The following is a 15,330-nucleotide window of genomic DNA, read 5'->3' as shown; positions in this document are numbered from 1 at the left end:
GGTAAGGGAGTAATCCTTAGCCCGTTACGCCTTTAATGAGTGAGTTTGCTGCATCACTTCTCCTAGGAGGCTTTGTGCTTCCTCATCTGATAAGTCTTCCAACTCAGTTAAAAAGCGGTTTATTTCGTCATCCTCGGTGTTTTCCGCCTGGATCTGCACAATTGCCTCAGCTAAATCAGCAATCATTGGTGTCTGAAACAGCAACTGTAGCTGAATGTCTATACCGAAAGCTTCGCGGATCCGAGAAATTACTTGCGTTGCGAGCAGCGAATGTCCACCTAATTCAAAGAAGTTGTTGTAAATGCCCACTTGTTCAAAACCTAAAACTTGCGCCCAAATTGCGGCTAAGACCTCTTCGTTAGGAGTGCGGGGTGCAACAAAATTGTTAGAAGCACTAAAATGGGATGCATCTGGTGCGGGCAATGCGCGGCGGTCTACTTTGCCATTGGGGTTTAATGGCATAGCATCCAACATCACAAAAGCAGCTGGTACCATGTAATCGGGTAGCTTATCCTGCAAAAAGCCGCGCAATTCACTTGGGCTGGGTGGAACTTGTTGCAGGTGTGCCACTAAATATGCCACCAATCCCTTGTCGCCTGGAACATCATCTCTGACCATAACTAAGGTTTGTCGCAGCGCCGGATATGTACCTAGGGTGGCTTCAATTTCTCCTAACTCAATCCGAAGTCCCCGTATTTTTACTTGATTGTCGAGCCGTCCTAGATACTCAATACTACCATCAACTAAGTAACGGGCTAAATCTCCTGTCTTATATAGGCGGCTGGTTTGTGCCTTATCAAAGGGGTTGGAGATAAATTTTTCAGCCGTCAACTCCGAACGGTTGAGATAGCCTCGGGCTAATCCCATACCGCCGATATGCAATTCACCAGCCACGCCAATAGGAACTGGTTGCAGAGACTCATCTAGGAGATAAATTTGCGTGTTGGCAATGGGACGTCCGATCGGTACAGTTCTCAGCTGGCTCTGTCTTTGGCATTGCCAAAATGTCACATCAATCGCCGCTTCTGTCGGACCGTAAAGATTATGCAATTCGCATCCCAGACGCTCGAAGAATTTTACTTGGAGGTCAACAGGTAAAGCTTCACCGCTGCAGATAACCCTATGCAAGCTGTTGCATTGTTCTAACCCTTCGCTTTCCAGAAATACTTGCAGCATTGAGGGAACAAAATGCAAAGTTGTAATCTGTTCTTTGACAACAAGATTAACTAAGTAATTCCCATCTCGATGTCCACCTGGTTTGGCCATGACTAGACGTGCGCCTGTTATCAAAGTCCAGAAGAATTCCCAAACAGAAACATCGAAGCTGAAAGGAGTTTTTTGCAAGACTCTATCTCCGGATGTCAGTTGATATGCTTCTTGCATCCATAGCAAACGATTGCAAACCCCCAGATGGATGTTCATTGCACCTTTTGGTTTTCCGGTAGAACCAGAAGTATAAATGACATAGACTAGGTTCTCTGGTTGAACTCCACTGTTTGGATTAATCGTTTGTTCTCCAGAAATTTTTTCCCACTCAGCATCCAAACAAATAACGCGTGCTTGATGGTTGGGTAGTCCGGCGACGAGTTTTTCTTGAGTTAGCAGCACGGGTACCTGGGAATCTGCCAACATATAAGCTAAACGTTCTTGAGGATACTCTGGGTCAATTGGTACATAAGCTCCTCCTGCTTTGAGAATTCCCAACAGACCGACTACCATCTCCAAAGAGCGCTCCATACAGATGCCAACCAGTACATCCGGTCCGACGCCTAGAGTTCTGAGGTAGTGTGCCAATTGGTTAGCGCGATGATTCAACTGTTGGTAGGTTAATTGCTCATCTTCAAACACTAACGCAACTGCATCTGGAGTCTTGGACGCTTGCACTTCAAAGAGTTCGTGAACGCAATGTTGGGGATAATCTGCTTGAGTATTGTTCCACTCAACTAGTAACTGCTGTCTCTCAGTTGCACCGAGCAATGGCAATTCGTTGATGTGCTGCTGTGGGTGAGCAACAATCTGCTCCAGCAATGTCTGAAAATGCCCAGTCATCCGGTTAATCGTGGCTGCATCAAACAGATCGGTATTGTACTCCCATACAGTACGCAAACCCTGTTCTGTTTGCTCTACTGTCAAGCTTAAATCAAACTGGGATGTTAACTTATCTACATTTAAAGGAGTTATAGACAGTCCCGACAACTCCAATGTTTGTTTCGGCGCATTCTGCAAGACAAATAGGACTTGAAAGAAGGGATTGTACGAGAGCGAGCGCTCTGGTTGCAGTTCTTCTACCAGCTTTTCAAATGACACATCTTGATTGACGTAAGCAGATATTGCCATTGCTCTTACCCTTTGCAACAGTTCCAGATAACTGGGGTTACCAGACAAATCGGTACGTAACACCAAGGTATTGACAAAAAATCCAATCAGATTCTCAACTTCTGTGCGATTGCGTCCGGCGATGGGAGAACCAACTAGAATGTCTTGTTGTCCGGTATAGCGGTAGAGCAGGATTTGGAATGCTGCGAGTAATGTCATGAACAGTGTCACACCTTCTTGGCGTGACAGTGCATTCAGCGCTTGCGATAAACTCTGGGGGATTTCAAAGGATTGCGTTGCACCCCGGAAACTCTGCACGGGTTGTCGTTGTCTATCTGTGGGCAATTCCAGCACGGTCGTTGCATTTGCTAAGTGCTGTTTCCAATAATTCAGTTGTTTCTCCAGCACTTCGCCTTCAAGCCATTGGTGTTGCCACACTACGTAGTCGGCAAATTGAATGGGCAACTCTGGCAGTGGATTGGGCAAATTATTAGTGAATGCTTTGTACAAGCTTGTCAACTGCTCGAACAAAATGCTCATCGACCAACCATCTGTGGCGATGTGATGCATGACCAACAGGAGTACGTGCTCTTGTGGAGATAGCTCGAACAAGCACCCACGCAGCATTAAATCTGATGCTAGGTTGAACGGACGATGGGCTTCATCTTGTAGCTGCTGCTTTACAACGCTTGCGCGAGCGCTCAGCGGACAATCCTTGAGGTCAATCACCTTGAGTTCCACTGACCGAGGCTCACCAATCACCTGCACTGGGTTGCCATCTTCTGCAATAAAATTAGTCCGTAGTGCTTCATGATGGACAACAATCGCATCCAAGGACTTTTGCAAGACATCGACTTTGAGGTCGCCTTGCAACTGTATCGCCTCAACTATGTTATACGCGGCACTGTCTGGCTTTAACTGTGCCAAGAACCACAGTTGCTGCTGAACATAGGAGAGCGGGGCTGAGTCTCGGTTAGTCCGTCGAGGAATCGTCAGATGTTGGTTAGGACTCTGGTTCTCAAAAGTGGAGATAGCACTTGCTAACCCCGCAATCGTTGGTGTCTCAAATAAACGCTGTACTGAAATTTCCGCACCAAAGGTTTGGCGTAACCGAGAAATGACTTGCGTTGCGAGCAGTGAATGACCGCCCAATTCAAAAAAGTTGTCGTGAATACCAACCCGTTCCAAACCCAAAACTTGCATCCAAATCGCAGCTAAGACCTCTTCCGTAGGAGTGCGAGGTGCGACAAAATTGTTGGCAGCAATAAAATGGGATGCATCTGGTACGGGCAATGCACGGCGGTCTACTTTGCCATTGGGGTTCAACGGCATAGCATCCAACATCACAAAAGCCGCAGGTACCATGTAATCGGGTAACTTATCCTGCAAAAAGCCGCGCAATTCCCTTGGGCTGGGTGGAACTTGTTCCGGTTGTGCTACGAAATATGCCACCAATCCCTTGTCGCCTGGAACATCTTCTCTCACCATCACTAAGGTTTGTTGCAGCGCCGGATGTGTACCTAGGGTGGCTTCAATTTCTCCTAACTCAATGCGGAAGCCACGTATCTTTACCTGGTGGTCAATACGACCAAGGAACTCTATATTTCCGTCAGGCAAGTAACGCGCCAAATCCCCTGTTTTGTATAACCGTGCTCCCGCTTCGCTAGTAAATGGGTTGGGAATAAACTTTTCTTCTGTGAGTTTGGGGCGGTTGAGATAACCTCGAGCTAAACCACTACCACCGATGTACAGTTCACCTGAGTGACCGACAGGCACGGGCTGCAAATTATCATCTAATATGTAAACTTGTACATTTGTAATGGGACGACCAATAGGAGCAATGGTAGAGTCATTAACTCTCTGGCAAATCCAGGTTGTGACATCAATGGAAGCTTCTGTCGGACCGTAGCAATTGACCAGTACATTATCCAAATTTAAACAAGCAAAAAAGCGCTCCATGAGTTCTACGGATAACGCTTCACCGCCAGTGGTAGCGTGTCTCAGGGATTGACAATTCTTAAATCCTTTTTCCTCTAGTAGAGCTTGGATAATAGATGGTACTAAACCAAGTACAGTGATTTGCTGTTTGACAACTTCTTTAACTAGATAAGCAGTGTCTTTATGTCCACCAGGGCGAGCTACAATCAACTGTCCCCCAAATGATAAGGGCCAAAATATCTGCCACACTGAGGGGTCAAAGCTTAAAGAAATGGTCTGGAGAATTTTATCTTGTTCAGTTAATTTAAATGTTGCTTGTCTCCAGTAGAGTGCATTGCAAATTCCACGGTGAGGAATCATCACACCCTTTGGCTTGCCTGTGGAACCAGAGGTGTAAATGACATACACTAAGTCGTCAACTGCCACTCCAGAAACAGGGTTTTCTTGACTGTGTTGGGCAATGGCTTGCCAATCTGAGTCCAAACACACAATTTGTGCTTCCAAAACTGGTAAGCTGTTGACCAATTTCTCCTGAGTGAGCATCACCGGTGTTTTGGTGTCTTCTAAAATGAAGGTCAGGCGATCTTTTGGATACTCTGGGTCTAGAGGTACATAAGCACCGCCTGCTTTGAGAATACCCAATAACCCTATGACCATTTCTAGGGAACGCTCCACACAGATGCCAACCAGTACATCTGGTCTTACACCTAGAGTTCTTAGGTAGTGCGCCAATTGGTTAGCGCGATTATTCAACTCTCGGTAGGTTAATTGCTGGTCTTCAAACACCACAGCGACTGCATCTGGTGTTTTGGATGCTTGCACCTCAAAGAATTCGTGAACGCAATGTTGAGGATAATCTGCTTGGGTATTGTTCCACTCAACTAGCAACTTTTGTCTCTCAGTTGCAGTGAGCAATGGTAATTCGTCGATGTGCTGCTGTGGGTTAGCAACAATCTGCTCTAGCAATGTCTGGAAATGCCCACTCATTCGAGCAATAGTTTCTGCATTAAACAAATCGATGTTATATTCCCACGCTCCTTGCAGTCCTTGTTCTGTCCCCTCCATTGACAAGGTCAAATCTAAATTGTATATCACCTTATTTAAATCTATGGAAGTAGGGCTTTGTGATATTTTTTTGGGTGTTTTCTGCAAGACAAACATCACTTGGAACAGGGGATGATACGAGAGCGATCGCTCTATTTGAAGATCTTCTACAAGTTTTTCAAATGGCAAGTCTTGGTTGGCTCTTGCTTCTAAAACAACCAAACGCACTTTTTGTAACAAATCCTGAAAACTGGGATTGCCAGACATTCTGGTACGCAAGACCAGAGTATTCGCTTTTGTCTCCGTGCGTTGGCGATCGTCTGCCATAACAGGATATCCAACTAAGATATCTTCTTGGCGGCTATAGCGGTACAGCAGAGTTTGGAAAGCTGCTAATAACGTGGAGAAAACGGTCACACCCTCTTGTTGCGACAATGCGTGCAGCGCTTGCCACAGACTTTGAGGAAGGATAAAAGACTGCTTTGCTACCTCGTGTTTTTGCACTGGAGGTCGTGGTTTGTCTGTGGGTAATTCCAACACTAAGCTAGCATCTGCTAATTGTTGTTTCCAATAATTCAGTTGCTTTTCTGACTGGATATTTGACTGAAGAGACAAATTTTGGTTAATGGGAATCATAATCTTATCACTAAGAAACGACTAGCTTAGTTTTTAAAAATTTGGTAGATTCTCGGATTTTTCTCCGGATTCCCTGTCTTCTTTTAAGTACGGGCTTTGGGAAACTTTCTTGAGGATAAACTGTAATTATTTTCCTCTTAAAAATATTGAATCTTTTTAACTGAGTCCTCTTAATAGTTGGAAAGACCCGTATTTAATAAATAACAAAAAAAATGTAAAGTTACCGTTGAAATACTAGTTTTAATTATAAAATTATTATGAGCAAGATTATAGTTATTAAAAAAACTCATTCCAATTTGTTAAATATACATACACAGACAGAATTATTGACATGATTTTGCTAGAAATAAATGTAAAATCTTAATATTTCTTGATTTAGCTCTCGTGGAACTACCGTAACAACACTGTTCGGGTTTTGCGATTTGCAAAACCTAAAATTTTTGTAGAGACGTTACATATGAGGCCTCTGTAGGCGTTAAGGGATTTCCAAGAAATAAATTATCCCCAATTGTGGGACGGGCGAGGACGCCCGTCCTGCATGAGTGGCGGGTCCTGCATGAGTGGCGGGTCCTGCATGAGTGGCGGGCGGGGACGCCCGCACCACAAGAAATTTTGGGACATTTTTTTATTTGGAAGTCCCTAATTGACTGGAGTTTAGACTAGTTTATGGATGAAAACAATGATTGAGTTAATGGATAGGGTTAGTAACTAATTTTTACAATGTTTTATTGAGTAGAGCAACCTACTCACACACAAGCAACATCTAAATTTGCTAATTTCTCTTGTTGTACTTGTTCTTGGGCTGATGCCAATGCTTGATAAGCGCTCTTTAACTTATTTTCATCTTTAATTTTTTGACCATAATGCTTTAAATAAGCTTCGAGATACCTTATACGTAAGTGCAGATCGTCTGTATTCTGCATAAAAATTAAGTCCGCTTCAGTCATGGGACGGATAACCAACATGGGAATAGGACTGCGAAGTGGACGGAAGTTTGGGTTGTGGATACCTGGGCTTTCAGTAAGGTTATGAAATTCACCTAACATCAGTCCTGCATCAACAAAAAAAAGTTTAAGTTTTTTTTGAACAACATCAATTATTTTGGGAGCATCCTCTAGCTCGATATCAGGAAAGATGAATAAGATTGCTTTGTTTAAGGCAGATGGTTTCTCCTTTGGTTCTAACTCCAGAAAGACATCTAAGTAGGGTAAAATAATGTTTTCGATTTGTTCCAAATTCAAATCTTGAGCACGAATAACTCTCATCCACATACTGTTAAACTTTAGAGATGGTGGCACAAAAGGACACACAGCACCAGGTCTACCTAATTCTGAATGAGGTTTTGCCACAAAACTTTTTAGCCACTGCGTTATCTCTATGAAATAGGGAAGATCTTGTTCGAGTTGGTTAATTTCTGTAGGTGTGTAAAGTGTCATTGTGATTATTTTGTTAGACTTTATTTCTGAAAAACCAAAAAAAATCCTATGCAAAACGAATTTGTGAATACACAAACCTAAAAAGTTTTGCTCAGTTCTCATAGGAAATAGACTTCTATCTGTGTAAGAGCTAGAAGATAAGAAACAGTCTGTCAATTTGTGATGCCTTAAGACTGCTTAAATCCCTCTAACCCTAAGATAGGATGTACGTATTTTCCGATTATCTTTGTAGGCGGATTTGGCAGAATTTTTTCAACTTGAGTAATCAGATTTTTTCTTCAGAAAAATATTTTCTTACTTACAAAATCATCTGACTAACTCAATGAAGCCCCATGTAATAAATAGGTTTATCAAAAAAAATGTAAAGTTCCAACTGATAACATATAGTAAAATTATGAATTTTCAGTGTAGAAATAGGAACCTCACTCTTTTGGTAGACTTTCACCACTCTAACTCTTTGATGAAAGTAGAAGTACACTTGTCAGAGGGTATGGCTATGGGCTTTCAAAAAACTTTATATTACCCTCAGTATAGATTCCCTCTGCCCTGTCCCCGGATAGCTAATAAATTTCGTAGAAAAATTATGAATTTTATTGATAGGTTAATGATATAAACTGTCTACTATCTTTTAAGTTAAATTTTGATGAAGTTTAGCGAAGAATTTATGAAAAAACGTATAATTACACTTGTTAATCTCTCTGACTTTTTATGAGAAGTTTTCAAACCACACAACTGCGTGCTTTTTCCACAGCCTTATTCTTAATTTGTTTAGATTTAAGACTTACGCATAGGATAAATAGCGCTCTCCTAAAAAGTGTCGAAAAATTCAGGTTTAATGCCTGAAATCTCCATGGCATATTTAGTTTTTCTTGTCAATGCGTTTAGCAATTTCCACATTCGTGAGGTACAGGAGGAAGGAATTAACCGCAGATGAACGCGGATGGACGCAGATAAATTTGTACCTAAGCAGACTAGGAACCGCTATAAGTTCTATATTCCAATACAGTTCAGTTAAGCAGTTATTTAGAAACCCGGTATCTTGGAGATACCGGGTTTCTGCCCCCTCGCGACCCTTAACTGAACCGTATTGTTCTATATTCATAAAATTCATATAAAATATATAAATATTTATATTATAAATATTTCAAGAATAATAAGTATAAAAAGTTGTATTTGTATTTACTGAGTACTTTATCATATTAAGTAGCCATGGGCAAATTGCGTACACCATAAACGAATAAAAATAGTTGTTTCCAGGCTCCACCTGGGAACTAAGGATGACAAATGATAATTAGCCATTGACTTATGTTCAGTTTTATGGATAAGCTCTTGGATATGCTTCTTAAAGAAAAACTTAATAAGAAAAAAAGTTATTTAAAATAATGTCAATTAATTTGATGTAAAAAAGTTGTCAAAATCATCAGAAAAGAAGGATGATCTTGATTAGCTCAAAAAACAAGAACAGTCACGCATCCGCTCCAAAGCTTACTTGGATAGTTTCTAGAGGAAGACTTAAGCACAACAACCCAAGTAAGAGCAATTGCTTGGCAGCAGGTGTGGACTGAAAGAGAGCATAACTAAGCGAGAACGTTGAATATATGAATATCAGCAGTGTAATGACCGCAGCGCAGGTACTGGGCCAGAAATTACCATTCCCACTCAAGCGTTTGGCAGATTTAGCTTACAACTATTGGTGGAGTTGGACGAGCGATCGCATTGCGATCTTCCAAACTATCGATCCCCAAGAGTGGGAACGCTGCGGTCATAATCCAGTGGCAATTTTAGAAGCAGCATCATACGAACGTCTTACCCAGTTAGCGGAAGACCCCTTTTACCTACAACAGATTGGGGCGCTCGCAAGTGAGTTTGATGAGTACATGACCAGAAAAGACACTTGGGTCAGTCGGGTAGCACCACAAATTACAAGAGAAAATCCCATAGCCTACTTCTGCGCCGAATTTGGTATTCATGAATCCTTACCAGTCTATTCTGGTGGTTTGGGAATTCTGGCTGGGGATCACCTCAAATCAGCATCAGATTTAGGTGTTCCAATGGTCGGCGTTGGCTTGCTGTATCGCCAGGGTTACTTCCGACAAAGGCTAAATCGGAACGGGTGGCAAGAAGACTATTATGTAGATAACCCCTTCCATCGCATGCCCTTGGAATTAATCAGAAATCAGCAAGGGGAACCGCTCGTTATCGATGTAGACATTCGCCACCGTCGGGTGAAATTGCAAATTTGGCGAGTGCAAGTAGGACGCGTGAGTCTCTTCTTATTAGATAGCGATCGCCACGACAACGATCCCATAGACCGATGGCTTACCGGTCACTTGTATGGTGGTAACCAGGAAACCCGGATTGCTCAAGAAGTTGTTTTAGGGATTGGAGGAGTCAAAGCGCTAACAGCTTTAGGCATTCAACCTTCTGTCCATCACCTCAACGAAGGACACGCCGCCTTCTGTACTTTAGAATTTGCCCGTCAGGAAATGGAGCGCACGGGTAAATCCTTCTACGACGTAGAAGCCGATGTCCGTTCCCGTTGCGTCTTCACAACCCACACACCCGTTCCCGCCGGTCACGATGTTTTCTCACCTGACTTAATAGATTCCTTCTTTGCCCAATACTGGCCCAAGTTGCGCCTTTCTCGCGAGCAATTTTTAGCTTTAGGCGCAAGAAGATTAGGCGATCCCTGGGAACCTTTTGGTATGACTGTACTAGCATTGAGGATGTGCCGTACAGCCAACGGTGTGAGCGAATTGCACGGTCAAGTGTCCCGCAAGATGTGGACAATTTTATATCCAGATCGAGCAGAAGACAAAGTTCCTATCGGTTACATTACCAATGGAGTTCATGCTCCCACTTGGACTGCGCCCTTACTAGCAGAATTGTACTCTCAATATTTAGGAGCAGATTGGAAGACTCGTGCGATCGATCCTAAGATGTGGGAGAAAGTTGACGAAATTCCCGATGAAGAACTGTGGTGGCGACATAGAGTTTTGAAAGAGCGACTCATTGCCTACACCCGTTACAGAATTAAAAAAGCTCGCGAAATGCGTGGTGAAGATTACGACAAAATTCAAGCAACCGAAACCCTACTCGATCCCAACGTACTGACAATTGGATTTGCCAGACGCTTCAGCCCTTATAAACGAGGTCATTTGCTGTTGCGTGATGCTCAACGGGCAATTAGGATTTTTGGCAACGCTCAACGTCCGGTGCAAATTATTTTTGCAGGAAAAGCTCACCCAGCAGACGAAGAAGGCAAACGCATTATTCAGCGTTTGATGGAATGGTGCCGAGATTCAGCCATTCAGCATCGAGTTGCCTTTATAGAAGACTACGACATTTACGTTGGTCAAAAACTAGTGCAAGGCGTTGATGTTTGGTTGAATAATCCCCGTCGCCCTTTAGAAGCATCCGGTACGAGCGGGCAAAAAGTTTGCTTTAACGGAGGCATTAATTGCAGCGTACTAGATGGCTGGTGGTGTGAAGGGTACATAGCAGATGCAAATGGGAAAGGGATAAATGGGTGGGCAATTGGTGAGGATGCTCACACCAGCAATCAGGATTTGCAAGATAGTATAGATTCAGAGTCGCTTTATAAGCTTTTGGAAGAAGAAATAGTACCTCTATACTACGACCAAGACAGCAGTGGAATCCCTCACCGCTGGGTGCAAATGATGAAAGCATCAATCAAGACGAACTCACCCCTGTTCAATACAGATAGGATGATTGCCGACTACGTATCACAGGTCTACGTTCCAGAGATTGCCACAAGTTTCCAACCCCTTTTGGCGAAGGTTCTCCTTTAAGAAATTCACGGTTTCCTGGTTCAGTATCAGGGTGGGTATTATACCTGCCCTTTTCTTACTATAATCATTTTAGATGCCCGACTTCTTTGAGAAGTCGGGCATCTTGCAGCCCTCTCTATCATCGGATAAAAAAGCAGCAGTAACGTTTGGTGTTGCAAAATATTAAGAAGTTATCAAAAATGTCAGTTTTTCAACTACCCGACGGTCCCAAGACCCACCCCTGGCTTCAAACACTCCAGTGGCTGACTAATCCTCTGGAATATATGGAAGCTTGTGCAAAACGTTATGGCGATATTTTCACTCTCTGTCTAGGACCAGTTTTTAGACCACAGGTTTTTATTAGCAACCCTCAAGCGATTCAGCAGATTTTTACCACCGATCCAAAATATTTGGACTCTGGCGAACCTGCAGGTATCCGATCTCCTTTGTTGGGGCGACAATCCATGTTGGCTTTAGAGGGAAAACCCCACCAACGGCAAAGAAAGCTGTTGACGCCTCCCTTTCACGGAGAACGAATGCAGGTCTATACCCAGCTGATTAGTGATATTACCAAGCAAGTCACCAGTCAATGGAAGGTAGGCGAGCCTTTTGCTGTAAGACCTTCCATGCAAGCCATCTCCTTTCAAGTGATTTTGAAAGCTGTATTCGGATTACAGGAAGGAGAACGTTACGAAAATTTAACGAAGCGACTGAGTGCAACGCTCAATCCAAAATACCCTTTATTAAATGCGTTTGTCTTTCTTTTTCCTTTGCTGCAAAGAGATTTTGGTTCGTGGAGTCCTGGGGCAAAAATGATGCAGCGAATACAGCACATAGACGAACTCATCTATGCTGAAATTCGGGAGCGTAAAGAGCAACCAGATTCGTCCCGCAATGATATTCTCTCTTTAATGATGTTGGCTCGTGACGAAAATGGTGAGCCAATGACTGATGTAGAATTGCGAGATGAGTTAATTACTCTATTAGTAGCAGGTCACGAAACGACTGCCACTTCCTTAGCTTGGGCATTTTACTGGATTCACAAGTTGCCACAAGTCCGCGAGAAATTGCTGCAAGAACTTGATAGCTTGGGAGAAAATCCAGAGCCAAACGCTATCTTGCGATCGCCCTATTTAAATGCTGTTTGTTCAGAAACACTGCGCCTTTATCCAGTAGCGGTGCTGGCATTAAATCGAGTGGTTAAATCTCCACTAGAAATTATGGGTTACCAATTAGAACCAGGTACTTTGGTAATTCCTTGTATTTATTTGACTCATCATCGGGAAGATTTATATCCCGATTCAAAGCAGTTTAAGCCAGAGCGTTTTCTAGAGCATCAATTCGCTACCTCCGAGTATTTGCCATTTGGAGGGGGTAATCGTCGGTGCATTGGTTTGGCATTTGCTTTGATGGAAATGAAACTAGTTCTGGCAACAGTACTCTCTATGTGGCAACTGGAACTAGCCGATAATCAATCCGTGCAGCCAGTACGTCAAGGTGCGCTTATAAGACCATCAGGCGGAGTATCAATGGTGGTGAAAGGATTGCGGCAAACTCCAAGAGTCCTGGAAACTGCTACCTCTATCTAGTTCGGTATAAAATTAGTCCTTTGGTAGAGATGAAGGCAGCGATCGATCCGACTCGAATAAGCGGAAATTAGAACCCCGGTTTCGCAGAAGTTACCGGGGTTCTGAACCTCAATGATCTGCAAAGGAGTGGCAAGCTAAGTGACCTGAGTTCGACGTAAGCCCCTAACGGGTGCGATTTGCCCCCGTTAAGCATGAAAGAAACACACTCAGCCACAGAGGTGGAAGTAGTAGGGTTATACTATATATTGTGTCCTGAAAAGAAAACCGTAATTTTCAGTGGTGCTAAAAGCGCCCGAACGTAAGCCTGGTTCTAGGTGCTGCGATTAAGACATTGGTGAAGTGGCGTGAGTCGCTATCCCGTGAGCGGAGATTGAATGATTGTATCCACCTAGATCGGGGCACATATTTTTCTTAATCATTAAATGCGAGTGTAAGGGGGAAAAGAGATGCTACCAACTAAGCCCCAACTCCAGACGGAAAGTTTGCAAAGCTTAAAGCAAATCAACCTGAATGCAGCAGGAATCGATATAGGTGCCGATAATCATTGGGTGAGCGTTCCGGCTGATCGTGATACACAGTGTGTGCGTCGTTTTGGATGTTTCACTGCAGAACTTTATGCTTTAGCTGATTGGCTGGCTAAATGTGGCGTGAACACCGTGGCTATGGAATCAACAGGAGTTTACTGGATACCAGTGTTTCAAATTCTGGAGGCACGAGGTTTTGAAGTCAAACTGGTAAATGCTCATTACGTCAAAACTGTACCTGGTCGCAAAAGTGATGTTCTTGATTGTCAATGGCTACAGCAGTTGCATACCTATGGTCTATTATCTGGGTCATTTCGTCCTGACGACCAAATTTGTGTGTTGCGTAGCTATATCCGCCAACGAGATAACTTGATTCGTAGTAGTACAACTCATGTGCTTCGTATGCAGAAAGCTTTGACGGAAATGAATATACAGTTGCATCGAGTTATCACTGACATTACAGGCACTACAGGTTTAACAATTATCCGCGCTATTATTGCTGGTGAGCATAATCCACAAAAGTTAGCAAGCCTTAAAGACTGTCGTATCAAAAGCAGTACTGAGCAGATTGCTGCTGCCTTGACTGGAGACTATCGTGCCGAGCAACTGTTCATTCTCCAACAAGAGTTGCACCTGTGGGAAGTCTATCAGTCTCAGATAGCTAGCTGTGATGAAAAAATTGAGCAGTGTCTGGCTGCATTTGATTCTAAAGTGGATGTGTCCGCGAAACCCCTATCAAAACCTAAGCAACGAGGCATAAAGCCCCGTGGCAATTCTCCTGCTTTTGACTTGCGTACCCATCTCTATCGCATTAGTGGTGTCGATTTTACCCGCATTGATGGTTTTGGAGTATTAACGGTGCAAGCTATCTTATCTGAGGTAGGGTTAGATCCAAGTCGCTTTCCAACAGTCAAGCATTTTACTTCTTGGCTTGGTCTGTGTCCTGGTTCTCGGATTACTGGCGGTAAGGTGAAAAGTTCTCAAACTCGCCCTGTGATTAATCGAGCAGCTCACGCATTCCGGATGGCGGCTCAATCTTTACGCAACAGTCGCACTGCCTTGGGCGCTTTCTATCGACGGTTACGAGCGCGTTGCGGTACTCCCAAAGCCATTACAGCTACAGCTCATAAACTGGCAAGAATTTTCTACCACCTGTGGACAACTGGCGGTGAGTATGCCGATCCCGGAGTGGACTACTACGAACACAAATATCACGAACGTATGGTGAACCAACTCAAGAAAAAGGCTCAATCTCTAGGCTTTGAACTTGTAGCGCCGCCCTCTGTGACTGAGTGTGTTTCTTAGGAGAAAAAGTCCGAAAACCAAGCAGTGTAAAGAGTGTAGTAAAATACGGTAAGAGATTTTTATGTCAATAAGCTTTGATTAATGAAACAGAGCAGGAAAGGAAAACCGATCAAGCGCCATGCTTTGAAAGATATCTTCCTGAACTTCCGGTAAGCAATTCAAGAGCCAAACTAGGTAATTCTCTTCTTTCAGCATCTCGACAGCCGGAGCGAAATCGAGTCCCCGCCGCATGCGGAGAAGCATGTCACATCCATACTCGAAATCGCGCTCCTCCGGTTCCCGGCTTTTCAACGCGGGAAAAAAGTCGGATTGCATCCACTGGCGATCCTGTTGAGGCAAGACCACACCACAGGTGGACAGATCATAGCAGACACGTCTTAAAAAATAGGACCGGGATTCGTTTGTTTCCAAATACGATGCCTTGTCATCGCATAGCGCGACATGGTTTCTGATAGGCTGGTCATGGCGATCCAGCAACACCAATCCTTTCTCGGACAAGTCGTCCAGCGGTTCGCTCGAAAGAGCTGCAAGGGTGTTGGCGCTGAAATCTTCCTTGATGAGCACCTTTCTCCGCATCAAGGTCGTCGGCTTATTACGATCAGCATCAGAAATTTCTCGGTATAACTTGACCTCAAATTCCAAGGAGTAGCCTTCTTGGAATGAAGTTTGCGTGGCGATGCGTGCCAAATTTTCAGATTCCTTGATTTTAGAAGTTTAGGACTTACGCATTGACAGAAACTGTAATATATAA

6 protein-coding genes are annotated in these 15,330 nt (G+C 43.6%); 3 read left to right on the top strand and 3 right to left on the bottom strand.

The genetic code is table 11. The annotated features are described in order from the left end of the window. Positions 1-24: 24 nt before the first annotated feature. Both WA1_RS27765 and WA1_RS27760 read right to left on the bottom strand, forming a co-directional pair. Entirely contained in the window at positions 25-5,934 is a 5,910-nt protein-coding gene (locus WA1_RS27765) for a non-ribosomal peptide synthetase (RefSeq protein ID WP_017745672.1), read from the bottom strand. A 746-nt stretch (positions 5,935-6,680) separates the two neighbouring features. After that, positions 6,681-7,370 carry a DUF6875 domain-containing protein gene (locus tag WA1_RS27760; protein WP_033335872.1) on the bottom strand — a complete coding sequence of 230 codons (690 nt, stop codon included), beginning with the start codon at positions 7,368-7,370 and terminating at the stop codon, positions 6,681-6,683. 1,598 nt (positions 7,371-8,968) lie between these two features. On the opposite strand from WA1_RS27760, the gene glgP reads away from it, so the two are divergent. The 3 genes from glgP to WA1_RS27735 all read left to right on the top strand — a co-directional run bounded on the left by glgP (position 8,969) and on the right by WA1_RS27735 (position 14,579). Next, the gene (gene glgP, locus WA1_RS27745) at positions 8,969-11,182 is read left to right on the top strand and encodes an alpha-glucan family phosphorylase (RefSeq protein ID WP_017745668.1); all 2,214 of its coding nucleotides are present in this window, start codon (positions 8,969-8,971) and stop codon (positions 11,180-11,182) included. 179 nt (positions 11,183-11,361) lie between these two features. Next, entirely contained in the window at positions 11,362-12,750 is a 1,389-nt protein-coding gene (locus WA1_RS27740; protein WP_017745667.1) for a cytochrome P450, read from the top strand. A gap of 446 nt (positions 12,751-13,196) precedes the next feature. Continuing rightward, a complete protein-coding gene (locus WA1_RS27735; RefSeq protein ID WP_017745666.1) occupies positions 13,197-14,579 on the top strand; it encodes an IS110 family RNA-guided transposase in 1,383 nt (460 codons plus the stop codon). A gap of 78 nt (positions 14,580-14,657) precedes the next feature. On the opposite strand, the gene WA1_RS27730 is transcribed toward WA1_RS27735, so the two are convergent. After that, the gene (locus WA1_RS27730; protein ID WP_017745665.1) at positions 14,658-15,266 is read right to left on the bottom strand and encodes a hypothetical protein; all 609 of its coding nucleotides are present in this window, start codon (positions 15,264-15,266) and stop codon (positions 14,658-14,660) included. Between the last annotated feature and the right edge of the window lie 64 nt (positions 15,267-15,330).

Source organism: Scytonema hofmannii PCC 7110 (assembly GCF_000346485.2).
GTDB classification, from domain to species: Bacteria; Cyanobacteriota; Cyanobacteriia; order Cyanobacteriales; family Nostocaceae; genus Scytonema; species Scytonema hofmannii.
This window is presented reverse-complemented; position numbering and strand designations above follow the sequence as displayed.